A 23084-nucleotide genomic window follows, 5' to 3' on the forward strand; every position below is an offset into this window, starting at 1 on the left:
GGCGGGGGCGCCTGCGTGGGGCCGTCTAGGGTCGGGACATGTCCGACCCGCACCCGGTCACCGCGCGCCGCCACCCCGCCGACAACGAGATCGAGAGCCTGCACGCCCTCGAGGACGCCCTCGCCCGGCGAATCCCCTTGTGCGGCCTGCGACTCCAGGACCTCGACCTCACCGGGCACGAGGAGGAGCTGCTCGCGCGCACCGACGTCGAGGGCATGGTGGTGCTCGGAGGGCGGCTGCCACCGGCGCTCGAGGTGCACCTGCGGGAGCACGGGGCCCTCATCTTCCCCACCGACCCGCACGCGCCGGTCAACCCCTACCGCGCCACGCCCTACCAGCCGCACGAGCTCTACGCCGGGCTCGCCGAACAGGGTTACGACAAGACGCCGGACGCGCTGGCCTACACCTGGTCGCGAGACGCCCGGCTGCACCACGACGCGTTCGTCACGCTGCTGCGGGCCATCCACGACGACTCGATGACCGATGCCCTGACCGAGTTCATCGGTCACCGCCCGGTCGTGGGCGTCATGGGCGGGCACGCGCTCGCGCGCGGCACCGACGGGTATGCCGAGGCCGCCAGGCTCGGCCACATCCTCGCCGCGGAGGGGCTCGTCGTGGCGACCGGTGGTGGTCCCGGGGCCATGGAGGCCGCCAACCTCGGCGCCTTCTGCGCCGACACGAATCGGCTCGAGGACGCCCTCGGCCGGCTGGCGGCAGTGCCGTCGTTCTCCCCGGACATCGCACCCTGGGCGCGGGTCGCCCTGCAGCTGCACGACGAGCTGATGGAGTCAGGCCGGCCGCGGGCCGTGAGCAGCGTCGGCATCCCGACGTGGTTCTACGGCCACGAGCCCCCGAACGTCTTCTGCGACGGCATCGGCAAGTACTTCTCCAACGCCATCCGCGAGGACGGCCTGCTGGCCCGGTGCACGGCAGGACTGGTGGTGCTGCCCGGTGCCGCGGGCACCGCGCAGGAGGTCTTCCAGGCCGCCACCCGCCTGTACTACGCGCCTGCCGGCTCCGTGCTGCCGCCGATGGTGCTGGTCGGCGTCAGGCACTGGACCGAGACCGTGCCGGTCTGGGCGGGCCTGACGGCGCTGGCGGCGGGACGGGACATGGAGCAGGCGCTCCACCTCGTGGACGACATCGACGAGGTGCCGAGGCTGCTGCACGGGTGACTGGGCGCACCTGAGCTTCAGTCGAAGACGATGGTGCGCCGACCACGCAGGATCACCCGGTGCTCGACGTGCCAGCGCACCGCGCGGGCGAGCGCCATCGCCTCGAGCTCCTGGCCGACCCCGGCGAGCTCGGCGGGGCTCATCCGGTGGTCGACGCGCCGGAAGTCCTGCTCGATGATCGGCCCCTCGTCGAGGTCGGCCGTCACGTAGTGCGCGGTGGCCCCGATGACCTTCACGCCACGGTCGTGCGCCTGGGTGTAGGGCTTGGCGCCCTTGAAGCTCGGCAGCAGCGAGTGGTGGATGTTGATGATCCGCCCGGGGAAGTCGGCGCACAGCTCGGCCGAGAGGATCTGCATGTAGCGGGCGAGCACGATGGTGTCGGCCTGGTGCTCGACCACGAGTCGGCGCAGCTCGGCCTCGGCCTGCGCCTTGGTGTCCCGGGTGACGGGCACGTGGTGGAAGGGGATGTCGTGCCACTGCGCGAGCCCGCGGAAGTCGTCGTGGTTGGAGACGATGGCCGGGATCTCCACGGGCAGCGAACCGGTCTCCGCGCGGTACAGCAGGTCGTTGAGGCAGTGCCCCTGCCGGCTGACCATGACGAGCACCCGGTGGCGCACCGACTGGTCGTGCAGGGCCCAGGCCATCGAGAACTCCGCGGCGGTGCGCTCCATCGCCGCGCGCAGGTCGGCGACGTCGATGGGCGGGCCCTCTCGCACGAGGTGCATCCGCAGGTGGAACTCCCCTGACGACGGGTCGCCGAACTGCTGGGCGTCGGCGATGGTGAGGCTCTGCTCGAGCGCCACGCCGGTGACGGCGTGCACGATGCCCCGCCGGTCGGGGCACGACACGGTCAGCACGAACTCGCGACCGGCCTCCAGGGTCGGGGTGGGCTCGCCGTGCACGCTCGCTCCTCGCTGTCGGGCTGTTCCACTCGGGAGGGCCGTCACCCTACCGATCCGCCGTCGGACCGGTCGCGGATGACCACTCCCAGGGACGGTGCCAGCCCCGGGACGGGTGGCGCCACCGCCGTCGGGCCGCAGGTCGGCTATGCCGTCGAGGCGGCCAGCTGCCCGCAGGCGCCGTCGATGTCCTGCCCCCGGGTGTCGCGGACCGTCGTCGGGACACCGTGCGCGCGCAGCCGCTCCACGAACTGCTGCTCCACACCTGGCCGGGAGGCTGTCCACTTCGAGCCGGGGGTGGGGTTGAGCGGGATGGGGTTGACGTGCACCCAGCCGCGGCCCCGGGCGTTCAACTTCTCCCCCAGCAGGTCGGCCCGCCACGCCTGGTCGTTGATGTCCTTGATGAGGGCGTACTCGATGCTCACCCGGCGGCCCGTGGCCTCGAAGTAGCGGCGAGCCGCGTCGAGGGCCTCGTCGACGCTCCAGCGGGTGTTGATCGGCACGAGCTCGTTGCGCAGCTCGTCGTCCGGGGCGTGCAGCGACAGGGCGAGGGTCACCGGGATGCCCTCGGCGGCCAGCTTGTCGATCGCGGGCACGAGGCCGACGGTCGACATGGTGATCCCGCGCGCCGACATGCCGAGGCCGTCGGGAGCCGGGTCCGTCAGCCGGCGGATGGCGCCGATGGCCGCCTTGTAGTTGGCCAGCGCCTCCCCCATGCCCATGAAGACGACGTTGGAGATGCGCGTCGGCCCGGTCACCTCCGGGGGGCCGTCCTCGTCACCGAGCTCGGCGCCCGTCACCGCCGCCACGCTGGGAGCGAGCTCGCCGCGGCGCAGCTGCCGCGCGGCATACACGACCTGCTCGACGATCTCGGCGGCCGACATGTTGCGGGTCAAACCGGCCTGGCCGGTGGCGCAGAAGGGGCAGTTCATGCCGCAGCCGGCCTGGCTCGAGATACAGATGGTCACCCGGTTGGGGTAGCGCATGAGCACCGACTCGACGATCGCGCCGTCGTGCAGCCGCCAGGCCGACTTGATGGTGGCGCCGTCGTCGGCAGTGCGCTGCACGTGCGGGGTCAGCAGCGGCGGCAGCAGGTCTCGCACGAGGTCGTCGCGGATCGACTTGGGCAGGTCGGTCATCTCGTCGGGCGACTCGACGAGCCGCTCGAAGTAGTGCGTCGAGAGCTGCTTGGCCCGGAAGCCCTTGTGGCCCAGTGACTCCACCGCCTCCTTGCGCTCGGTCGGCGTGAGGTCGGCGAGGTGTCGCGGCGGCTTGCCCCGCCGCGGGGCGGTGAACGTGAGCTGGCCCGGCCTCGGCTTCTCGGTGCTCGGCTCGGGCAGGGCCACGGGGGTGGGGTTCTCGGACATCCCCACCAGTGTCTCAGCCGAGGCGCCCCAGCGGAAAACGCCGGTGCGCCGGGCGCGCGGCGTCCCGACGTCAGTGGAGCGGGACGAAGACCAGCAGCAGCGCCCAGCTCAGCGGCGCGGTGACGAGCAGGGAGTCGAGCCGGTCCATGATGCCGCCGTGGCCGGGCAGGACGTGGCTCATGTCCTTGATGCCGAGGTCACGCTTGATGGTCGACTCGGTCAGGTCACCGACGGTGGCCCCGACGGCGACTGCCGCGCCCATGATGAGACCCGCCCACCACGGCCCGCCGAGGGCCAGCGAGATGCTGACGGAGGCGCCGACCATGCAGGCCAGGACCGAGCCGGCGAAGCCCTCCCAGGACTTCTTGGGGCTCACGGCAGGGGCCATCGGGTGCCGTCCCCACAGCACACCGAAGACGTAGCCGCCGATGTCGCTGAGCACGGTGACCAGGACGAAGACGACGACCCGGGCCACCCCGTCCGGGGCCGCGAGCAGCAGCGCGGCGAAGCCGGCGAGGAACGACGGGTAGAGGGCCACGAACATGCCGCCGGCGATGTCGCGCACCGCGTCTCGAACGCCGTCGGCCACGCGCCAGAGCAGCACGCCGACGCAGGTGAGCCCCAGGGTGACCGAGAGGGCCTGGGCCCCTCCCCAGTAGGCCGACCCCAGCATGCTGACCATGCCCACGAGCGACGGGACGAGCGGCACGTGGATGCCGACCTGGGCCAGGGCCTTGCGCAGCTCCCACACCCCGACGGCCACCGCCATCGCCACGATGCCCAGGAACAGCTCCTTGGCGAGGACCAGCGAGACGATGATCAGGGCGCCGAGGGTGACGCCCACGGCGATCGCGGCGGGGAGGTTCCTGCCTGCGCGGGAGGTCTTCGGCGCGGCGGCGGCCCGGCGTGCGGTGCCGCCGCCCGAGGAGTCGTCGGCAACCGCGGTCGAGCCGGCAGCCCGGCTGTCCCGCAGCGAGCGGCGGGTGGGGTACGACGAGGTCATGGCGGGTGGTGCGGGAGCTGTCGGGTCGCTCAGACCTCGAGCAGCTCGGCCTCCTTGTGCCGCATCAGCTCGTCGACTGAGTCGACGTACTTCTTCGTCGTCGCGTCGAGGTCCTTCTCCGCGCGCTTGCCCTCGTCCTCACCGACCTCGCCGTCCTTGACGAACCGGTCGAGCTGGTCCTTGGCGTGGCGGCGGATGTTGCGGATGGAGACCTTGGCGTCCTCGCCCTTGTGGCGGGCGAGCTTGATGTAGTCCCTGCGGCGCTCCTCGGTGAGGGCTGGCAGCACGCAACGGATGACGTTGCCGTCGTTGCTCGGGTTCACGCCGAGGTCGGAGTCGCGCAGCGTCTTCTCGATGGCAGCCATGGCGGACTTGTCGAACGGCGAGATGAGGATGGTGCGTGCCTCGGGCGTCTGGAAGGACGCCAGCTGCTGCAGCGGCGTGGGAGCGCCGTAGTAGTCGACGACCAGCTTGTTGAACATGCCCGGGGTCGCCCGGCCGGTGCGGATGCCGGCGAAGTCCTCCTTGGCCACCTCGACGGCCTTCTCCATCTTCTCCTCGGCCTCGAGCAGGGTCTCGTCAATCATGTCGGCTCCTTCGGGGCCGTGGGTGCCGGCCTCTCGGTCGTTGTTCTCGTGCGGGGTGTGCTCGCTGCTGGTGGTGCGCGTCGTGCCGTGGTGCGGTCAGTCCGCCGTCACCAGCGTCCCGATCCTCTCACCGCGGATGGCCCGGACGACGTTGCCCTCGCCCTCCATGCCGAAGACCACCATGGGGAGCTTGTTGTCCATGCAGAGGCTGAACGCGGCGGCGTCGACGACGCGCAGGCCCTGCTGGATGGCCTCGCTGTAGGTGATCTCGTCGAGCTTCTTCGCGTCGGGGTTGGTGCGCGGGTCGGAGTCGTAGACGCCGTCGACGCCGCTCTTGCTCATGAGCACCGCGTCGCACTTGATCTCGAGGGCGCGCTGCGCCGAGACGGTGTCGGTGGAGAAGAACGGCATGCCGGCGCCGGCACCGAAGATCACCACGCGCCCCTTCTCGAGGTGGCGGATGGCCCGGCGGGGGATGTAGGGCTCGGCGACCTGGCCCATCGCGATGGCGGTCTGCACCCGGGTCTCGACGCCCTCCTTCTCGAGGAAGTCCTGCAGCGCGAGGCAGTTCATGACCGTGCCCAGCATGCCCATGTAGTCGGCGCGGGTGCGGTCCATGCCCTGCTGCTGCAGCTCGGCGCCGCGGAAGAAGTTGCCCCCGCCCACGACGACGGCGACCTCGCTGCCCTCGCGCACGGCACGCGCGATCTGCTGGGCGATGCCGCGGACGACATCCGGGGCCAGGCCGATCCGGCCGCCTCCGAAGACCTCTCCCGACAGCTTCAGCAGCACGCGTCGGTATGAGCGGCTCTCGGTGACGTCGGCTCCGTCAGTGGTCACAGGCTTCCTCCATCAGGGCTCGGCGGCGGTCGCTCGATCTTTCCACACCGGGGGCCCCCGGTTCGACCCGGGCGGGACTGGCCGCGTGATCTGGGACAATCATCCGGCCATGCCTGAGACACCCGCCGCCCCCGACAGCACCGCCCGCCACCCGGTCACCGTCGCGATCACCCGCAGGGTGCGCCCCGAGGACGAGCTGCTCATGCAGGCGTGGGTGCACGCCGGCACCTCCATGGCCGAGCGCTTCCCCGGCTTCCTGGGCACCGGATGGGTGCGGCCGGCTGCGGACTCCTCCGACTGGCACATGCTCTACCGCTTCGACTCCCCCGAGACCCTGCAGGGCTGGGAGAGCTCGCCCGAGCGGACCCGCTGGCTGCGCTCGGCGCAGGACCTCGTGGAGCACACCCGGGTCGAGCACCGCACGGGAATCGAGGGCTGGTTCGACGAGCCCCGCGAGCGCTCGGTGAGCGACCTCCCGCCCCCTGCTCCCCCGCGGTGGAAGCAGGCGGTGGTCATCTGGGTGGCGTTCTTCCCGACCAACCTGCTCTTCACGTGGCTGCTGACGCCCCTGCTGGGGCACTGGCCGCTGGTGCTGCGGGTCCTCGTCTCCACGCTGCTGCTGACCCCGCTGATGACCTACCTCGTGCTGCCGCAGGTGACCCGCCTGCTGCAGCCCTGGCTGAGCGGCCGCCGGGCTAGAACCCGGCGTTCCTGAGCACGAACTCGGTCTCGGTGTCGCGCCCGCCCCGGGGGTCGGGCGCGGGCTCGACCTCCTGGGTCGTCACCATGTCCTCCGGCCGCACCCGCTCGGGAAGCTCGCTGAAGTCGGGCAGCGGGCGGTGCACCTTCCGGTGCCCGTCGCGGCGCTCGTGCCGCCCTCTGCGTCTCCCCATGCCTGCAGTATGCCGCGTGCCCGCGATGAGCGGGCGGCATACCGGGGTGACGCCGAAGCGGCGCCCACAACGGCACGAGGCCCGCCCCCCGAAGGGGACGGGCCTCGCCGCTCGATGTCGCGTCAGGAACCGACGCGGAAGCGGGCGAAGGCCTGGGCCTTGGCGCCGGCCTCCTCGAGGACCTTGGCGACGGTCTTCTTGGCGTCCTTGGCGAACGGCTGCTCGAGCAGGACGTTCTCCTTGAAGTAGCCGTTGACACGACCCTCGACGATCTTCGGCAGGGCAGCCTCGGGCTTGCCCTCCTCCTTCGCGGTGGCCTCGGCGACACGGCGCTCGTTCTCGACCGTCTCGGAGTCGACCTCCTCGCGGGTCAGCACCGACGGGCTGAACGCGGCGATGTGCATCGCGACGTCGCGGCCGACCTGCTCGTCGCCACCCTCGGTGGCGAACAGCACACCGATCTGCGCGGGCAGGTCGGGGCTGGTCTTGTGCAGGTAGGACACGACGGTGCCGCCCTCGAGGCGGGCGACCCGCTTGACCTCGATCTTCTCGCCGATGGTGGCGTTGGCCTCGTCGAGCAGCTGCTGGACGGTCCTGCCGTCGGCCAGGGTGCTCCCCAGCAGGGAGTCGGCGTCGGCCGCGCCGGAGGCGACGGCCTGGTCGAGCACCTGCTGGGACAGCTCGCCGAACTTCTCGCCCTTGGCGACGAAGTCGGTCTCGCAGAGGACCTCGACGAGGGTGCCCACGCCGTCCTCGACCCTGGCGGCCACCAGGCCGTTGGAGGTGGTGCGGCCCTCGCGCTTGGTGACGCCCTTCAGGCCCTTGACGCGCAGGATCTCGGTGGCCTTGGCGCGGTCGCCGTCAGCCTCCTCGAGAGCCTTCTTGACGTCGAGCATGCCGGCGCCGGTCTGCTCGCGCAGCGCCTTGATGTCAGCGGCGGTGTAGTTCGCCATAGATGTTGTCTCGCTTCTCGTCGTGTGTCGTCGATGCGGTGGGGTGCGGGAGGCGCCTCAGGCCTTGGCGTCGGCGTCGGCGTCGGTCGCGGCCTCGGGGGCAGCGGCCTCGGCGGCAGCCGGAGCGTCGGCGGCAGCGGTCTCGCCGGCCTCGGGGGCGGCCTGCTCGGCAGCCTGGGCGGCGTCGCCACCGAGGAGCTCGCGCTCCCACTCGGCCAGCGGCTCGTCACCGGCGACACCGGTGTCCTCGCCGGTCTTGGCACCGGAGCGGGCGATGAGGCCCTCGGCCACGGCGTCGGCGATCACGCGGGTCAGCAGGGTGACGGAGCGGATGGCGTCGTCGTTGCCCGGGATCTTGTAGTCGACCTCGTCGGGGTCGCAGTTGGTGTCGAGGATCGCGATGACCGGCAGGCCGAGCTTGCGGGCCTCGTCGACCGCGAGGTGCTCCTTCTTGGTGTCCACGATCCACACGGCCGAGGGGACCTTGGCCATGTCGCGGATGCCGCCGAGGGTCTTCTCGAGCTTGTCCTTCTCGCGGTTGAGGATCAGGAGCTCCTTCTTCGTGCGGCCCGAGCCGGCCACGTCGTCGAAGTTGATCTCCTCGAGCTCCTTGAGGCGCGTGAGGCGCTTGGAGATCGTCTGGAAGTTGGTGAGCATGCCACCGAGCCAGCGCTGGTTGACGTACGGCATGCCGACCCGGGTCGCCTGCTCGGCGATGGGCTCCTGGGCCTGCTTCTTGGTGCCGACGAAGAGAATGGTGCCGCCGTGGGCGACGGTCTCCTTGACGAACTCGTAGGCGTTGTTGATGTACGTCAGCGACTGCTGCAGGTCGATGATGTAGATGCCGTTGCGCTCGGTCATGATGAAGCGCTTCATCTTCGGGTTCCAGCGACGGGTCTGGTGCCCGAAGTGGACGCCGCTCTCGAGGAGCTGGCGCATGGTGACGACGGCCATGCCGTGTTCTCCCTTGTGTCGTTGTCAGTTGCGTCGGTGTGCCGGGTGTCCCGGCCACCTGCCTGGCGTCTGCACGCACCCCGCCGCACGACGCGCGGCACGGGATCGGACCCGGCCGCACGGCATACGGACTGCCGTGGTGCGCCCCAGTTCGGAGGTTGACCTCGTCACTGGTGGGAAGACGCGCGAATTCGGCCGCGTGCACCTGGGCACACGTGACCGCCGCCCATCGTACGGCGTGCCGGCCGGGGTTGGGAAATCAGCGGCCGCTGCCGAGCCCGCGATCCGCCTCGGGGGCCGCACGCCGCTGGTAGAGCTGCTCGAACAGGTCGACGTACTGCGTGAGGTGGCGGTCGCCCAGGTAGAGGTCGAGCACCCGCGAACGGGCGCCGGTGCCGAGCATCCGGGCGTACTCCTCGTCGGTCAGCACGTCCTGCAGCAGCTTGGCGAAGGTGTCGAGGTCCTGCGGGTCGTTGAGGAGCAGGCCGCTCTGGCCGTGCACGATCTGGTCCTGGATGCCCCCGATCGCCGAGGCCACCACGGGCTTGCTCTTCCACATCGGCTCGGTGACGGTGAGGCCGAAGCCCTCGACGAGGCTCTTCTGCACCACGATGGCTGCCCTGCGCTGCAGCGCGTTGACGAGGTGGGCGTTCTCGTCGATGTCGTCCATGGGCAGGCACACCAGGTGCACGCGGCTGCGCCGCTCCGCCGGCAGCGTCGCCCACAGCCCCTCGCACTCGGCCAGCACCTCGGCGCCCTCCGGGTCGTCGCTCACGCCGGTGACGTCCGGCCCGACCAGCATCAGGTGCACGTCGGGCGGGAACTGGTCGAGGTGGTCGGAGAAGCCGGTGAGCACCCCACCCATGTCCTTGAGCCGGTCCCAGCGGCTGACCTGCAGGACGAGGCGGGCGCCCCTCGCCACCGGGGAGCCGTCGAGCACGAGCCGGCGGTGCCCGCGGACCGTGCCGGTCGAGCCGTTGCGACGCGTGAACTGCAGGCTGCCGTGGTCGCGGTCGGCGTCGACCAGCGAGGCCTCCCGCAGCGCCGCGTCGACGTCGGCCGGCGACAGCTCGGCATTCTTCGCGCTGAACGGGTCGAGGGAGGGCGGGATGACCCAGAGCCGGTCCCCCGGCACCCACGCCGGGGCGTAGGCGCGCCGCGAGAAGATGAAGGCGTCGGCGGCCTCGATGTGCGGCCGCAGGAAGCCCCAGCCGATGTCGGTCAGGGGAGTCGGGGTGTCGCGCCCGATGTGGCAGCGCCAGACGATGTGGGCGCCGGCCTCGCTGAGCATGCCGGCCAGGCCCGCGGTCTGCGGGTCGTGGAGCAGCACGATGTCGCCGGGCCGCACCATCGGCCGGAGCACCTCGAAGTTCTGGGCCAGCACGTCGTGGTAGTGCCGCTGCTCCGCCAGCCCGAGCGGTCCGCCGTCGCCGGCCATCCCGTGCAGCACGTTGTGCAGCCGCTTGGTGATCGTGAAGAACTCGGCGTCGCCACGCAGCACGAGCCACCGGGTCTGCACGCCGGCACCCTTGGTGTAGGCCAGCAGCGCCTGGAGCATCTCGGCCACACCGCCGCCCTGGGCGGTCGCGTTGACGTTCCAGATGGTGCGGCCCGCGAGGATCTCCCGGGCGCGGTCCGCGTAGCGGGCGAGGCGAGCCGCCCGCTCGGGGGCCAGCAGGCTCACCAGGCGGTCCAGGGGGATGGCGTCGATCTCGACTTCCCTCATGGCGTTCATGCTGTCACGCCGGGCACGGCGGGACCTGTCTTTGCCCCGTTTGCCCCGCTAGCCTCCCCGCATGGGCACTCCCCTGGTGGCACGGATGCGCGGCTTCGGCACGACCATCTTCGCGGAGATGTCGGCGCTGGCCGCCGACACCGGCGCCATCAACCTCGGCCAGGGCTTCCCCGACACCGACGGGCCTGCTCAGATGCTCGAGGCTGCCCGGGCGGCGATCGCCTCCGGCCGCAACCAGTACCCGCCCGGCCCCGGCGTCCCTGAGCTCCTCGAGGCCGTCGCAGCGCACCAGTGGCGCTTCTACGGCATCCACCTCGACCCGGCGTCGGAGGTGCTGGTGACGGTCGGGGCCACCGAGGCGATCGCCGCCACCGTGCTCGCCCTCTGCGAGCCCGGCGACGAGGTGGTCACCTTCGAGCCCTACTACGACTCGTATGCCGCCACGATCGCCCTCGCCGGCGCCGTGCGCCGCACATCGGTGCTCCGGTTCCCCGACTTCGCCGTGGACGAGGCCTCGCTGCGGGCGGCGTTCTCCGACCGGACCCGCCTGGTGCTGCTCAACACGCCGCACAACCCCACCGGCAAGGTGTTCACCCGGGACGAGCTGGAGCTGGTCTGTGCGCTGGCGCGCGAGCACGACGCCTGGGTCGTCACCGACGAGGTCTACGAGCACCTGGTCTTCGACGGCCTGGAGCACGTCCCCGTGGCGACCCTGCCCGGCATGGCCGAGCGCACCCTGACGATCTCCTCGGCGGGCAAGACGTTCTCCGCCACGGGCTGGAAGGTCGGCTGGGTCACCGGCCCGGCGGAGGCGGTGGCCGCGGTCCGCACCGTCAAGCAGTTCCTCACCTACGTCGGCTCGGGTCCGTTCCAGCCGGCGGTCGCGCTGGCCCTCGGGCTGGGCGAGGAGGTGTATGCCGGGCTGGCCACGGCGCTGCAGGCCAAGCGCGACCTGCTCGTGCAGGGCCTCCGCTCGGCGGGGCTGGAGGTGGCGGTGCCGTCGGGCACCTACTTCGTGGTGGCCGACGCCGCGCCCCTCGGGGCTGCCAGCGGGTTGGAGCTCTGCCGCCGGCTGCCGTCGCTGGCCGGGGTGGTCGGGGTGCCGGTGTCGGTGTTCCACGACGACCCCGACGCTGCTGCGACCCTGGTCCGGTTCGCCTTCTGCAAGCGGGACGAGGTCCTCACCGAGGCGGTGGCCCGGCTGTCGCGGGCCGGGACCAGCGCCTGAGACTGCGGCGGGAGCGCGCCTCAGGCCACGTGGGCGGAGCTGCGCGCGCCGTGCTCGGGGGGCGTCACCACGACGTCCCAGAGCAGGACAGCGGCGTCGCAGACGGTGCAGCAGTACTCCCCCGTGTCGTCGGCGGGCATGAGGATCTGCTCGACCGCACAGTCGCCGCAGCGGGCCAGCACCCCGGTCACGAGCATCAGATCGGCTGTCGTCTCCATGGCCCTCACGGTGCCACGAAGCGCCGACAGCGCCGGCGTGCCACGCCGGGGCCGGCGACCGCGGGGGCTGGCGACGACCGGCGCCTCCACAGCACCCCGTTCGCGGTCCCGCGGTCCACAGGGCGACGAACGCAGCTCGCCGGCAGCGCGCCACGGGCCCACGCTCGACCCATGGTGACCCTCGCCCCGGCCCTGCTGTCCGCCGCCACCCTGGCCCTCGGCGCGGTCACGCTCGCGCCGCCCGCGACCACTGAACCGGCTCGGTCGGTTGCACCTGCACCGCCGCCGGCAGCCGTGCTGACCGCGGCACGGCCCCACCCGCCGGATGCAACCGATGTCGGGCTCGGTTCGCCCGGCCTGGCACCACGAGGCGGGTGGCGCTGGCCGCTCGAGCCGCAACCTGCCGTGACCAGGGCGTTCCGGGCCCCTCTGAGCACGTGGGGTCGGGGTCATCGTGGCGTCGACCTGCGGGCGGGTGCAGGGCAACTGGTGCTGGCGGCCGCCGCCGGACGGGTCACCCACGTGGGAGTCGTCGCGGGCCGCGGCACCGTGACCCTGCTGCACGCAGGGGGTGTCCGCACGACCTACGAACCCGTGGAGGCCGGCGTGCGGACCGGCGACGCGGTCTCGTCAGGCCAGGTCATCGGGGTGCTGCAGCCGGGCGGCTCGCACTGCCGAGGGTGCCTGCACCTCGGGGCGGTCCGAGGAGGGGTGTACCTCGACCCGCTCAGGCTCCTGCGGCCGAGCCGGGTCGTCCTGCTGCCGCTGACCGACCCCTGAGCGTGCCCGCGGCGCTCAGGCGCCCACGGGGTACGGCCAAGGTTTGCATCCCTGCAGGCCGAGCGTCTGCTGGACCATGATGGGGGCCCGCTCGCCCTGGCCGGGGCAGGACTGGTGCTGGTGCCCCAGTCCGTGGCCGACCTCGTGGTTCACCTGGTAGATCCGGTAGCGCTCCACGTCCTCGCCGTAGCTGTCATCCCCCAGCATCCAGCGGCGCAGGTTCAGCACCGAGCGCCCGTTGTTCCAGCAGGAGACCTTCGAGAGCGTCCGCAGCGGTGCACAGAGGCGGTCGGTGAGGCCGGGGCTCGCCAGGGTGACCCGGATGTCGACGTGGGAGCCCGCCCGTTCCTCGGAGGGGCTGACGTTGACGAAGCGGATGCCGTCCTCCTGCTGCCAGCCCCGCTTGTCGAGCAGCACGGTGCGCACGGTCCTGGCCACCTCGGCCTCGTCGATGCCGAGGCCCTGCTCGATCTCGACGGTGTAGCGCACCTCGCGGCCCTGCGCCGTCGACTGCGGCCCGGGGACGCTGACGACCCTGATCTTCCCCGTGCCGTCCTGGGGGACGGCTATCTCCGTGCGACGCGGAGCCTCGGTGGTGGTCGAGCCGTCCTGGCTGTCCGGGGGCGGCGTCTGCGACGGCGTCGACGCCTGGGGCGCTGGGGGTGCGGGCGCGGTGGCCGTCGCCTGCACGCCGGGAAGCCGGTCGGCCGCGGCCGCAGCCACCTCGGTGGCGTCCTCGCGCGAGACCAGCCGCACGGTGGTCACCGCGACGAGAGCGAGGACCACGACGCCGAGCACGGTGCGACGCAGCCGGATGGTGCGGCTGACCGACCGGTGCCGTGGTCGACGATGTGGCTGGCTCACGGGTTCCCTCGGGCTGGTTCGCGGGGTGCCGTGCCGGCGCCCTCGTGCACCATCTTTCCCTGAAACAACGGGCTGTCGCGAGCCGCCTCGCCCGCACGGCCGAAAACCACGGGCCCGCTGTTGCCCGAGTCGCCAAACCTCGGTGGAAGCAGGTCGACCGTGGTCAGGCTCGTGGGTGGGCTTGGCGGTAGGACTGCTTGAGCCGGTCGACGGAGACGTGCGTGTAGATCTGCGTCGTGGCGAGCGAGGCGTGGCCCAGCATCTCCTGGACCAGGCGCAGGTCGGCGCCTCCCTCGAGCAGGTGGGTTGCCGTGCTGTGGCGCAGCCCGTGGGGGCCGACGTCCGGGGCGTCCGGCACGTGGGCGAGCAGCCGGTGCACCGCGGTGCGCACCTGCCGGGGGTCGACCCTGCGCCCCCGCCGGCCGAGGAAGACGGCCGGCCCGCTCTGCCCGGTGACCACCTGGGGACGGCCGTGGCGCAGCCACCGGTCGAGGGCGTCCCTGGCGGGTCCGCCGAACGGCACCGTGCGCTCCTTGGCGCCCTTGCCCATGACGCGCACGACACCCCCGGCGAGGTCGAGGTCGTCGACGTCGAGCGCGGCGAGCTCGCCGACGCGGATGCCGCTGGCGTAGAGCAGCTCCAGGACGGCCCGGTCGCGCAGGTGCATGGGGTCCTCGTCGTCGGCGGCGACGGCCGCCACGTCGAGCAGCGCACTCGCCTCTGCCTGCTTGAGGACGCCGGGCAGGTGGCGCTGACGCTTGGGAGCTGCGAGGCGCACCGACGGGTCGCTGGGGATGCGCCCCGTGCGGGTGGCCCAGCCGAGGAAGGTGCGCGCAGCCGCGGAGCGCCGGGCGATGGTGGCGCGGGCCGCACCGGAGTCGGCGAGGTGCGCCAGCCAGGAGCGCAGGTCGCGGAGCGTGACGTCGGCCAGCTCGTTCACCCCGCACTGCTCTTCCAGGAAGCCGAGCAGGCTGCGCACGTCGCCGAGGTAGGCCCTCGTGGTGTGCTCGGAGCGCCCGCGCTCGGAGCGCAGGTGCCGGGCGAACCCCTCCACCGCCTCGGTCGTCGCGTCGCTCACGATGGGCACCGTCGCAAACCCGCCGGCCGCCTTCAAGGCGCCTCGCCGCTCAGGGCTTCGACCGCGCCGGCTGCGCGGGAACCGCCACCCGAGGCCTGGTCATCCCGACGGCTGGCGCGCAGGACGCCGCCACGCGTCGCCGTCCCGGCGGGCCAGGCCCAGCAGCTCGAGCCGCCCCAGGCAGGCCAGGACATCCCGCTCGGCCAGGGCCGTGCGCACCGCGAGCGCCGCCACCTTTGCGGCAGCGCGAACGGGCAGGGCTGACCACACGACCGACTCCACCGCCCCCAGGACGTCCTCGGGCCGCTCCTGACCCCGCTTGACCGGGGCCAGGTCGGTGCCGAGGTCGCCGAGCAGCTCGGCCACCTCTGCCGCGTCGGTCACGAGCGCCGCCTCGCCGCTGCGGATGAGCTCGTGGCAGCCGGCGGACACCGCGGAAGTCACCGGTCCCGGAACTGCCGCCACGACCCGAGCCAGCTTGGTCGCCTCGCCCGCGGTGCTGCGCGAGCCGGACCGCAGTCCTGCCTCCACGACCACCGTGCCTCGGGTCATGGCGGCGATGAGCCGGTTCCGTCGGAGGAACCGCCACCGCGTCGGCGCACAGCCGGGCGGCACCTCGCTGACGACGGCACCGGTCGCGACGATCTTCTCGAGCAGCCCGCGGTGGGCGTCCGGATAGGCCCGCTCGACGCCTCCGGCGAGCACGGCCACGGTCACGCCCTGCACCGCCAGCGCTCCCCGGTGGGCGGCGCCGTCGATGCCGAACGCGGCACCCGAGACCACCGAGAAGGCACGCTCGCAGAGCCCTGCGGCGATGTCGTTGGCCGTGGTCTCGCCGTAGTGCGTCGCGCTTCGTGCCCCCACGATCGCGGCGCTGCGCTCGCAGGCCCCGCCCAGGTGCTCCGACCCACGCACCCAGAGGCAGTGTGGTGGCACCTCGAGGTCGTCGAGTCCGGCGGGCCACTCGTCGTCGCCCGGGACGACCACCCGGGCCTGCACCTTCGCGGCCACGCGCAGGTCGTGGTCGATGTCGAGGGTCTCGAGCCGAGGCATGAACCGGGCCCCGTCACGGGCGGTGCCGCCGAGCACCGCGGCCAGGGCACCCTCGGCGCCGGCCTCACGGACGAGCTCGAGTGCCCTGGGGTCGGCCGGTTCGGAGATCCGGCTCCACGCCATGCGCGCCTCGCGCTCGCCGGCCGGCATCCGCCCCCTCACGCCGCCACCGGGCCCTGGTTGCGCAGGGTCAGGGCGAGGCCGAGGTCGTCGCGGGTGGGCGCGGCATGGCCGGCGAGGTCAGCCACGGTCCAGCCCAGCCGCAGCACCCGGTCGTATCCGCGCAGGGTGATCAGCCCGCGGTCGAGCGCCCGGTCGAGGTCGGCGGTGACGGCCCGCGAGAGCCGGTAGGGAGCGCGTCGGAGCGCACTGCCGGCAGCCTGCCCGTTGAGCGACCAGGACGCCCCCTCCCATCGAGCGGCCTGCAGCGCACGGGCCTGCTCCACCCGTGCCCCGACGACCGAGCTGGTCTCGCCCACCCCCTCCCCGAGGGCGGCCAGGTTGATGGCGGGCATCGCGACCTGGAGGTCGACCCGGTCCAGCAGTGGCCCGCCCAGCTTGGCCGCGTACGCCCGCTTCGCCTGCGGCCGGCAGGAGCACTCGGCCCCCTTGCCGAACCCCAGGCCGCACGGGCACGGGTTGGCTGCCATCACGAGCTGGAACCGGGCGGGGAACCGCACGGACGAACGGGCCCGGGAGACCCACACCTCGCCGGACTCCAGCGGCTGGCGCAGGGCCTGCAGGGTGGTCACCTTGAACTCGGGCGCTTCGTCGAGGAACAGCACGCCGTGGTGTGCCTGCGACACGGCGCCCGGCCGGATGGCACCGCTGCCGCCGCCGACGATGGCTGCCGTGGACGCGCTGTGGTGGGGTGCCACGAAGGGCGGCGTGCCCACGACCGCCAGGGCGTCGGGCACCGGCCCGAGCAACGAGCGGACGGCGAGCACCTCCAGGGACTGCTGCGGCTCCAGCCGGGGCAGCACCGAGGCGAGACGCTCGGCCAGCATCGTCTTGCCTGCTCCGGGGGGTCCCATGAGGAAGAGGTGGTGGCCCCCTGCGGCGGCCAGCTCGAGGGCCATCCTGGCCTCCGGCTGCCCGACGACGTCGGCGAGGTCCTTCACGGCCGCGGGCGATGTCTGCCCGGCCTCGGCCTCGCCCAGCGGCACGACGGGCAGCCGTCCGCCGAGGGCCCGGGCGTACCGCTCGCGCAACGTGGCCAGGTCGGGCACGGCGTGCACCCGCACACCGGGGACCAGCGACGCCTCGGAGGCGTTCGCCAGCGGCACCACCACGTCCTGCACGCCGTGCGCGGCGGCGGCCAGCACGCTCGGCAGGACGCCGCGCACCGCCCGGATCGACCCGTCGAGCCCCACCTCGCCGAGGTGCACCACCTCCTCGGCGGCATCGGCGGGCAGCACCTGCGCGGCCACGAGTGCCGCCACCGCGATCGCCAGGTCGAAGGCGGTGCCGGCCTTGGGGATCGAGGCCGGCGAGAGGTTGACCGTGATGCGGCGCTGTGGCAGCGGCAGGCCGCTGTTGGCGGTGCCTGCCTTGATGCGGTCGGTGGACTGCAGGCACGCGGTGTCGGGCAGCCCGCTCACCGCGAAGTGCGGCAGCCCCTGCGCGATGTCGGCCTCGACCTGCACCAGGGCGCCGTCGAGTCCCGTGAGCGCCACCGACCGTGTGCGGCCCAGGCCCATCAGCCCACTCCTCGCACGTGGCGCAGGGCGGCAGGACCGGAGCGGGGGCGCAGCACGCCCACCACGTCGATCCTCAGCGCGGCCGGTCGCAGCTCGTGGTGTGCCAGCCAGGCGGAGGCCAGCCGGCGCAGCCGAGCCGCCTTGCGCCACGTCACCGCCTCCACGGGCTCACCGAAGGCGGTGCTCCGGCGCGTCTTGACCTCGCACACCACGAGGCAGTCGCCGTCGAGGGCGACCAGGTCGATCTCGCCGTGCTCGCACCGCCAGTTGCGGTCGAGCACCTCCATGCCGCGCTCGGCGAGGTATCGCGCCGCGAGGTCCTCGCCGTAGCGCCCGAGAGCGAGGGTCGCCGCGGGTGCTGCCTTCTCGTCCATGCCCCGACGGTGCCGCAGCGGGCGGGGGCGGTCCGCAGACCGGTGCCGGGCTGTGGACGACGTGACGCCGACCGGGCCGGCTGTGGACGCAGGGGGGCTGGAAGCCGGGGGTTGCTAGAAGCCGGGGCCCTTCGGCATCTCGAGCTCGGACTTGGCGAGCTCCTCGACGTTGACGTCCTTGAACGTCACGACGCGCACGTTCTTGGCGAACCGGGCCGGCCGGTAGATGTCCCAGACCCAGGCGTCCTGCATGGTGACGTCGAAGTAGACCTCGCCGCCCTCGCTGCGGACCTTTACGTCGACCGAGTTGCACAGGTAGAAGCGGCGCTCGGTCTCGACGACGTGCGTGAAGAGACCAACGACGTCCCGGTACTCGCGGTAGAGCGCGAGCTCCATCTCGCTCTCGTACTTCTCGAGGTCCTCCGAGCTCATGCCCATCCCGCGTCTCTCTCGTCCAGTACGCCGTGGTCGTCCGGGGTCGGCCCGGCTGCCTCCCCGACCTCATCTTCCACCATCGTCCCGGGCAGGCGCCACGAGCGGCGGTGCAGCGCGCACGGCCCCTCGGACTCGAGGGCCGCGATGTGCTCGGGCGCGGCATACCCCTTGTTCTCGGCCCAGCGGTATGCCGGGTGCTCCAGCGCCGCCTGCGTCATCAGGGAGTCCCTGGCGACCTTCGCGAGCACGCTCGCAGCGGCGACCGACGAGCACTTCAGGTCCGCCTTGACCATCGTGGTGACCGGCGGGGTGGTGGGGCCGTCGCCGGCGATGGCGAGCAGACCCACCTCCCCGGGCTCGGTGAGCCAGTCGTGGTTGCCGTCGAGGATCACCAGGTCGGGCGCCGTGCCCACGGCCTCGAGTGCACGCAGGCCGGCCAGCCTCAGGGCGGCGATGATCCCGATCCGGTCGATCTCCTCCGCGGACGCGTGCCCCACGGCATGGCCCAGGCACCACCGCTGGATCCTGGGCACCATGGCCGCGCGGGCTGCGGGGGTCAGCAGCTTGGAGTCGCGCACGCCGGCCGGCGCGCTGCGGCAGGTCTCGTCGATGAGCACCACGCCCACCGTCACCGGCCCCGCGAGCGCCCCGCGGCCGACCTCGTCCATCCCGGCCAGCACGCGGTGACCGTCACGCTGCAGCGCTCGCTCCACCCGCAGGCTGGGCTTGCGGGTGCGCGGTGGTGCGGTGGGCATGGGTCAGCCGCCACCCGTGGTCGTCGTCGGAGCCGGGGTCGGTGCGGGAGTGGTCCCCCTGCCGGCAGCGGGCACCTTCGCGAAGGTGGCCTTGGGGTTCGACAGCCACGTGAGGTGGTCGAGCGGCCACACCAGGGCGACGGCCCGCCCGACGACCAGGCTCTGGGGCACGGACCCGTCCGCACCGTTGCCGGCCGGGTCGTGGAAGCGCGAGTCGGAGGAGTCCGAGCGGTGGTCCCCCATGACCCACACCGACCCCTCGGGCACGGTGATGTCGAAGTCCGTGCTGCTCGGCGCGTCGCCCGGCTTGATGTAGGACTCCACGAGCGGGACGCCGTTGACGGTGAGCCGCTCGCCCTCGTCGCAGCAGACCACCCGGTCCCCGGGCAGGCCGATCACGCGCTTGATGAGGTGGTCCTCGGCGTCGTTGGGCAGCAGCCCCACGAACATCAGGCCCTGCCGGATGGCCGTCACCGCCGGGCCGTGCTCGGCCTTCGGCAGCGGGTCGACCCAGTCGCCAGGGTCCGAGAACACCACGATGTCGCCGCGCTTGAGGTCGAAGGCGCCGGGCGTCAGCTTGCTCACGATCACCCGGTCGTTGAGGACCAGCGTGTCCTCCATGGAGCCCGACGGGATGTAGAAGGCCTGGAGCAGCCAGGTCTTGACGACGAACGAGAGCACGAGCGCCATGCCGATGACGATGACGAACTCCTTCGTCGCCGCCCTGACCATGCTCCCGGCCCCGCTCCCGCCCGCGTGCCGACGCCGCTCGGTGCGGCCTTCGTCGACGTGGCGCTCCTCGGCACGGCGCTCCTCGGCACGGCTCTCCGAGGCGTGGCCCTCCGCGGCATGCGGCTCGTCGACCACCCTGCGTGCAGGTTCGTCGACCGGAACCCCTTGGTGGCTCCCGTCGTGGCGCAGCCAGCCGTCGTCCGGGGTGGCGTCGTCCGGCGCGGCGTCGCCCGGGGCGGCCCCGTCGAAGTCGTGACGCAGCCAGGCCGGGTCCGCCTCGTGGCCGGCGCCGGTGCGGCCGCGACCCTGGTCCTCGCTCATCGTGCCCCTTCTGCCGCCGGGATGGACCGGAGTGCCGGCGACGTGGCCAGACCCCCGAGCCGGTCCAGCGGCCAGTAGATCGCCGTGGCCCTGCCCACGACGTCGTCGGTCCGCACCATGCCGCCCCCCGGGTCACCGAGGTGCGCCCTGGAGTCGGCGGAGTTGCTGCGATTGTCTCCCATCAGCCAGAGCCGCCCGGCGGGGACTGTCACGTCGAACGTCGTCTCGCTCGGCTTGGTTCCCTCGGGCAGGTAGTCCTCCTCGACGGCCCGGCCGTTGACCGTGAGCCGACCCTGCGCGTCGCAGCAGAGCACCCGGTCCCCCGGCAGGCCGACGATCCGCTTGACGTAGTCCTGCTCCGCGAGGTCCACACCGAAGAGCGAGGCCGCGCCACCGAGCACCCGCCCGACGAGGCCGTCGGCCTGCTGCGGGCTGCGGTCGGCCACCGCGAACGAGCGGGTGCCGTCGAAGACGACGACGTCACCGCGCCGCAGGTCGTCGGCGCCGGCCGTCTTGTCGACGAGGATGCGGTCACCGGGGGTGATGGCGGGCTCCATCGAGGCAGAGGGGACGTAGAAGGACTGCACGAGGAACGCCCGGACCAGCATCATCACGAGCAGCGCGATGCCGGCCAGGAGCAGCCACGAGGGGCGGCGCGGGGGCGCAGACGACGCGGCCGCCGCGTCTGCCGGGGCAGGCGCGGCGGCCGGTGTCGACTGCGGGGAGTCAGGTCCGGAGTTCATCGTGACCGGAGCCTAGCTCTCGTGCCGGAGCTGCGAGCGCACCAGGGCGCCTCGCGGTGGGAGTCGACCCGCTCAGCTGGCGGGGGTCGTCTCGCGCTTCTCCTTGATCTTGGCGGCCTTGCCGCGCAGCTCGCGCAGGTAGTACAGCTTCGCGCGACGGACGTCACCGCGGGTGACGACCTCGACCTTGTCGATGATCGGGGTGTGCACCGGGAAGGTGCGCTCCACACCGACGCCGAAGGAGACCTTGCGGACGGTGAAGGTCTCGCCAACGCCGCCGCCGTGGCGGCGGATCACGACGCCCTTGAACACCTGGACGCGGGAGCGGTTGCCCTCGACGACCTTGACGTGCACGTTGACGGTGTCGCCCGCGCGGAAGTCGGGGATGTCGTCGCGCAGGGAGGCCTTGTCGAGCTCGTCGAAACGCTGCATGGCTGGTTCGCTTTCTCGCAGGTGCCACAGGCCACCCACGTGTCCGGTACGTCTTCGTGATGGGGTGCGCTGTCCCTGGGGCCGCGTGACCTGGCTCTGCAGGGTCACTCCCCCTGTGGCAGGGGCCGGTGTCCAGTGGGCGCGAAGAGCCATTCTGCCACGGCGTCCCGCCCGGACCGAAATCCGTGAGGAGCGCCCCACCGCGGCGGACCGACGTCCGTATGCCGTGCCGCGCCGTGCGTGGTGGTCCCCACCCTCCGGGGCGGCGACCACCCCTCCGGCGGCCTCAGCGCTGCGGGTGGGGTGCCTCCGCGGCTGGCTGCCCGGGCGTCGCCGGAGGCGGCAGCTCCTCGAGCACCTCGCGGTCGCGGGCGTCGAGGTCCTGCTCGTCGAGGGCCGCGACCATGTCGGGGCGGCGGCGCAAGGTGCGCCGGAGCCGCTCGTCGCGCCGCCAGCGCGCGATGGCCGCGTGGTGGCCCGACAGGAGCACGTCGGGCACGGCTCGCCCGCGCCACACCGCGGGTTTGGTGTAGACGGGGTACTCGAGCAGCCCGTCCTCGTGGGACTCCTCGACCAGCGACTCCGCGTTGCCGATGACGCCGGGCACCAGCCGCGCGATCGCCTCGACCATCGCTAGCACCGCGACCTCGCCGCCGTTGAGCACGTAGTCGCCGAGCGAGACCACGGAGACCGGCATGTGCTCCCGGGCCTCCTCGTAGACCCGCTCGTCGATGCCCTCGTAGCGGCCGCAGGCGAAGGCCAGCCACGGCTGCCGGGCCAGGTCGCGCGCCATGGCCTGGGTGAAGGGCAGCCCGCCGGGCCCTGGCACGATGAGGTGGGGTGGCGCGTCGGCCGCCCCCTGCGCGAGCACGTGGTCGAGCGCCTCGCCCCACGGCTCGGGTCGCATCACCATGCCAGCGCCGCCACCGTATGGCGTGTCGTCGACCGTGCGGTGGCGGTCGTGCGTGAAGTCCCGCAGGTCGTGCACGTGCAGGTCGATCAGACCTCTGCGGCGGGCAGTGCCGATGAGCGACAGGTCCAGCGGCGCCAGGTAGTCGGGGAAGATCGAGACGACGTCGAGGCGCATGCTCACCCTTCGCCGGGCTCGGCGTTGAGCTCGAGCAGGCCGGGCGGCGGGGCGATGACGACGCGGCCCGCCTCGACGTCGACCTCGGGCACGATCTCCGCGACGAACGGCACGTAGGCCGTGCCGCCGCCGGGCAGGGTGAGCACCAGGAGGTCCTGCGCCGGCCCGACCTCGAGCCCGCTGACGGTTCCGAGCTCGGCCCCCGCGGGGTCGACGGCCCTCAGGCCCACGAGCTCGTCCTCGTACCAGGCGTCCTCCTCGGCCTCGTCCTCGACGGTCTCGGTGTCGACGAACAGCCGCGTCCCGCGCAGCCCCTCGGCGCCGGTGCGGTCGGGGATGCCCTCGAAGGCGAGCAGCCAGATGCCGTTGTGGACCCGCACGCTGCGCAGCACGAGCTCGCGTGGCACCCCCGAGCCGTCTGCGGCCTCGGTGGCGAACTGCGCCCCGGGCACGAAGCGGGTCTCGGGGTCGTCGGTGTGCACCTGCACGGTCACCTCACCGCGCAGGCTGTGTGCTTTCCCGATCCGGGCTACGAGCAGGTGCATCTGGGGGCCTCCTTGAGGGCAGAACTACGGGGTATGCCGGGAGGTGGACTCCCGGCATACCCCGTGGTTGGCGTGGTGTGGACGCTCGGTCAGCGGACCCGATCCGTGTCGACGATGTCGATCCGGACGGCGTGGCCGCCGGCGAGGGCGCCCATCACGGTGCGCAGCGCGCTGGCGGTGCGGCCCGAGCGGCCGATGACCCGCCCGAGGTCGTCCGGGTGCACCCGGACCTCGAGGACCTCACCGCGGCGCAGGTCCCTGCGTCGCACGGCGACGTCGTCCTTGTGGTCGACGATGCCCTTGACGAGGTGCTCGAGCGCCTCCTCCAGCACG

General features: G+C 72.7%; 27 protein-coding genes. 4 read left to right on the plus strand and 23 right to left on the minus strand.

Going from position 1 to position 23084, the window contains the following annotated elements; all coding sequences use genetic code 11:
* Positions 1 to 38: 38 nt before the first annotated feature.
* The gene (locus P2F65_RS03070) at positions 39 to 1175 is read left to right on the plus strand and encodes an LOG family protein (protein WP_275804036.1); all 1137 of its coding nucleotides are present in this window, start codon (positions 39 to 41) and stop codon (positions 1173 to 1175) included.
* Positions 1176 to 1192: 17 nt separating this feature from the next.
* Here the strand turns inward: P2F65_RS03070 and purU are convergent, their stop codons facing one another.
* The 5 genes from purU to pyrH all read right to left on the minus strand — a co-directional run bounded on the left by purU (position 1193) and on the right by pyrH (position 5871).
* Complete coding sequence (gene purU, locus P2F65_RS03075) at positions 1193 to 2077, minus strand: formyltetrahydrofolate deformylase (protein WP_275804038.1); 885 nt, start codon at positions 2075 to 2077, stop codon at positions 1193 to 1195.
* Positions 2078 to 2220: 143 nt separating this feature from the next.
* The gene (gene rlmN / locus P2F65_RS03080) at positions 2221 to 3441 is read right to left on the minus strand and encodes a 23S rRNA (adenine(2503)-C(2))-methyltransferase RlmN (protein WP_275804040.1); all 1221 of its coding nucleotides are present in this window, start codon (positions 3439 to 3441) and stop codon (positions 2221 to 2223) included.
* A gap of 70 nt (positions 3442 to 3511) precedes the next feature.
* Positions 3512 to 4444 (minus strand): phosphatidate cytidylyltransferase, encoded by a 933-nt coding sequence (locus tag P2F65_RS03085; protein WP_275804042.1) that lies wholly within the window; start codon positions 4442 to 4444, stop codon positions 3512 to 3514.
* Between the two features lie 29 nt (positions 4445 to 4473).
* Positions 4474 to 5031, minus strand: coding sequence for a ribosome recycling factor (frr, locus tag P2F65_RS03090; protein ID WP_275804044.1), 558 nt, complete (start codon positions 5029 to 5031; stop codon positions 4474 to 4476).
* A 96-nt stretch (positions 5032 to 5127) separates the two neighbouring features.
* Positions 5128 to 5871 carry a UMP kinase gene (gene pyrH / locus P2F65_RS03095; protein WP_275804046.1) on the minus strand — a complete coding sequence of 248 codons (744 nt, stop codon included), beginning with the start codon at positions 5869 to 5871 and terminating at the stop codon, positions 5128 to 5130.
* Positions 5872 to 5980: 109 nt separating this feature from the next.
* Here pyrH and P2F65_RS03100 point away from each other — a divergent pair, with 109 nt between their 5' ends.
* Positions 5981 to 6586 (plus strand): antibiotic biosynthesis monooxygenase, encoded by a 606-nt coding sequence (locus P2F65_RS03100; RefSeq protein ID WP_275804048.1) that lies wholly within the window; start codon positions 5981 to 5983, stop codon positions 6584 to 6586.
* Here the strand turns inward: P2F65_RS03100 and P2F65_RS03105 are convergent.
* The 4 genes from P2F65_RS03105 to P2F65_RS03120 form a co-directional block, all read right to left on the minus strand.
* Entirely contained in the window at positions 6567 to 6764 is a 198-nt protein-coding gene (locus P2F65_RS03105; RefSeq protein WP_275804051.1) for a hypothetical protein, read from the minus strand. The two genes, P2F65_RS03100 and P2F65_RS03105, sit on opposite strands and share 20 nt — an antisense overlap.
* A 122-nt stretch (positions 6765 to 6886) precedes the next feature.
* Positions 6887 to 7717: a translation elongation factor Ts gene (gene tsf / locus P2F65_RS03110; RefSeq protein WP_275804053.1), complete on the minus strand. Its 831-nt coding sequence runs from the start codon at positions 7715 to 7717 to the stop codon at positions 6887 to 6889.
* A gap of 57 nt (positions 7718 to 7774) precedes the next feature.
* Positions 7775 to 8671 (minus strand): 30S ribosomal protein S2, encoded by an 897-nt coding sequence (rpsB, locus tag P2F65_RS03115; protein WP_275804055.1) that lies wholly within the window; start codon positions 8669 to 8671, stop codon positions 7775 to 7777.
* Positions 8672 to 8930: 259 nt separating this feature from the next.
* Positions 8931 to 10397 (minus strand): glycosyltransferase, encoded by a 1467-nt coding sequence (locus P2F65_RS03120; protein WP_275804057.1) that lies wholly within the window; start codon positions 10395 to 10397, stop codon positions 8931 to 8933.
* Positions 10398 to 10467: 70 nt separating this feature from the next.
* Here P2F65_RS03120 and P2F65_RS03125 point away from each other — a divergent pair, with 70 nt between their 5' ends.
* Positions 10468 to 11634, plus strand: coding sequence for a pyridoxal phosphate-dependent aminotransferase (locus P2F65_RS03125; protein WP_275804059.1), 1167 nt, complete (start codon positions 10468 to 10470; stop codon positions 11632 to 11634).
* Positions 11635 to 11654: 20 nt separating this feature from the next.
* On the opposite strand, the gene P2F65_RS03130 is transcribed toward P2F65_RS03125, so the two are convergent.
* Entirely contained in the window at positions 11655 to 11852 is a 198-nt protein-coding gene (locus P2F65_RS03130; protein ID WP_275804060.1) for a hypothetical protein, read from the minus strand.
* Between the two features lie 171 nt (positions 11853 to 12023).
* Here P2F65_RS03130 and P2F65_RS03135 point away from each other — a divergent pair, with 171 nt between their 5' ends.
* On the plus strand, positions 12024 to 12632 hold the full coding sequence (locus tag P2F65_RS03135) for a M23 family metallopeptidase (protein ID WP_275804062.1): 609 nt from the start codon (positions 12024 to 12026) through the stop codon (positions 12630 to 12632).
* 15 nt (positions 12633 to 12647) lie between these two features.
* Here the strand turns inward: P2F65_RS03135 and P2F65_RS03140 are convergent, their stop codons facing one another.
* The 13 genes from P2F65_RS03140 to P2F65_RS03200 all read right to left on the minus strand — a co-directional run bounded on the left by P2F65_RS03140 (position 12648) and on the right by P2F65_RS03200 (position 23083).
* The gene (locus P2F65_RS03140) at positions 12648 to 13496 is read right to left on the minus strand and encodes a DUF3152 domain-containing protein (RefSeq protein ID WP_275804064.1); all 849 of its coding nucleotides are present in this window, start codon (positions 13494 to 13496) and stop codon (positions 12648 to 12650) included.
* A 163-nt stretch (positions 13497 to 13659) separates the two neighbouring features.
* Positions 13660 to 14574 (minus strand): tyrosine recombinase XerC, encoded by a 915-nt coding sequence (locus P2F65_RS03145; RefSeq protein WP_275804066.1) that lies wholly within the window; start codon positions 14572 to 14574, stop codon positions 13660 to 13662.
* A 99-nt stretch (positions 14575 to 14673) separates the two neighbouring features.
* Positions 14674 to 15777, minus strand: a complete 1104-nt coding sequence (gene dprA, locus P2F65_RS03150) for a DNA-processing protein DprA (protein WP_275804068.1) — start codon at positions 15775 to 15777, stop codon at positions 14674 to 14676.
* Positions 15778 to 15785: 8 nt separating this feature from the next.
* Positions 15786 to 17327, minus strand: coding sequence for a YifB family Mg chelatase-like AAA ATPase (locus tag P2F65_RS03155; RefSeq protein WP_275804070.1), 1542 nt, complete (start codon positions 17325 to 17327; stop codon positions 15786 to 15788).
* Positions 17327 to 17701 carry a YraN family protein gene (locus P2F65_RS03160; protein ID WP_275804072.1) on the minus strand — a complete coding sequence of 125 codons (375 nt, stop codon included), beginning with the start codon at positions 17699 to 17701 and terminating at the stop codon, positions 17327 to 17329. Before P2F65_RS03160 ends, P2F65_RS03155 begins: the two co-directional genes overlap by 1 nt.
* A 114-nt stretch (positions 17702 to 17815) precedes the next feature.
* A complete protein-coding gene (locus tag P2F65_RS03165) occupies positions 17816 to 18133 on the minus strand; it encodes a DUF2469 domain-containing protein (protein WP_275804074.1) in 318 nt (105 codons plus the stop codon).
* A complete protein-coding gene (locus P2F65_RS03170; RefSeq protein ID WP_275804076.1) occupies positions 18130 to 18891 on the minus strand; it encodes a ribonuclease HII in 762 nt (253 codons plus the stop codon). The genes P2F65_RS03165 and P2F65_RS03170 overlap by 4 nt, the downstream gene beginning before the upstream one ends.
* 3 nt (positions 18892 to 18894) lie before the next feature.
* Positions 18895 to 19944: a signal peptidase I gene (gene lepB, locus P2F65_RS03175; protein WP_345803669.1), complete on the minus strand. Its 1050-nt coding sequence runs from the start codon at positions 19942 to 19944 to the stop codon at positions 18895 to 18897.
* Complete coding sequence (gene lepB / locus P2F65_RS03180) at positions 19941 to 20687, minus strand: signal peptidase I (RefSeq protein WP_275804078.1); 747 nt, start codon at positions 20685 to 20687, stop codon at positions 19941 to 19943. The genes lepB (P2F65_RS03175) and lepB (P2F65_RS03180) overlap by 4 nt, the downstream gene beginning before the upstream one ends.
* A gap of 72 nt (positions 20688 to 20759) precedes the next feature.
* Positions 20760 to 21119, minus strand: a complete 360-nt coding sequence (gene rplS / locus P2F65_RS03185; protein WP_275804080.1) for a 50S ribosomal protein L19 — start codon at positions 21117 to 21119, stop codon at positions 20760 to 20762.
* Between the two features lie 286 nt (positions 21120 to 21405).
* A complete protein-coding gene (gene trmD / locus P2F65_RS03190) occupies positions 21406 to 22206 on the minus strand; it encodes a tRNA (guanosine(37)-N1)-methyltransferase TrmD (protein WP_275804082.1) in 801 nt (266 codons plus the stop codon).
* Between the two features lie 2 nt (positions 22207 to 22208).
* On the minus strand, positions 22209 to 22751 hold the full coding sequence (gene rimM, locus P2F65_RS03195) for a ribosome maturation factor RimM (protein ID WP_275804084.1): 543 nt from the start codon (positions 22749 to 22751) through the stop codon (positions 22209 to 22211).
* Between the two features lie 89 nt (positions 22752 to 22840).
* Positions 22841 to 23083 (minus strand): RNA-binding protein, encoded by a 243-nt coding sequence (locus P2F65_RS03200; protein WP_275804086.1) that lies wholly within the window; start codon positions 23081 to 23083, stop codon positions 22841 to 22843.
* Position 23084 lies beyond the last annotated feature (1 nt).

This window comes from Knoellia sp. p5-6-4 (assembly GCF_029222705.1).
In the GTDB taxonomy this organism is placed as follows: Bacteria; Actinomycetota; Actinomycetes; order Actinomycetales; family Dermatophilaceae; genus Pedococcus_A.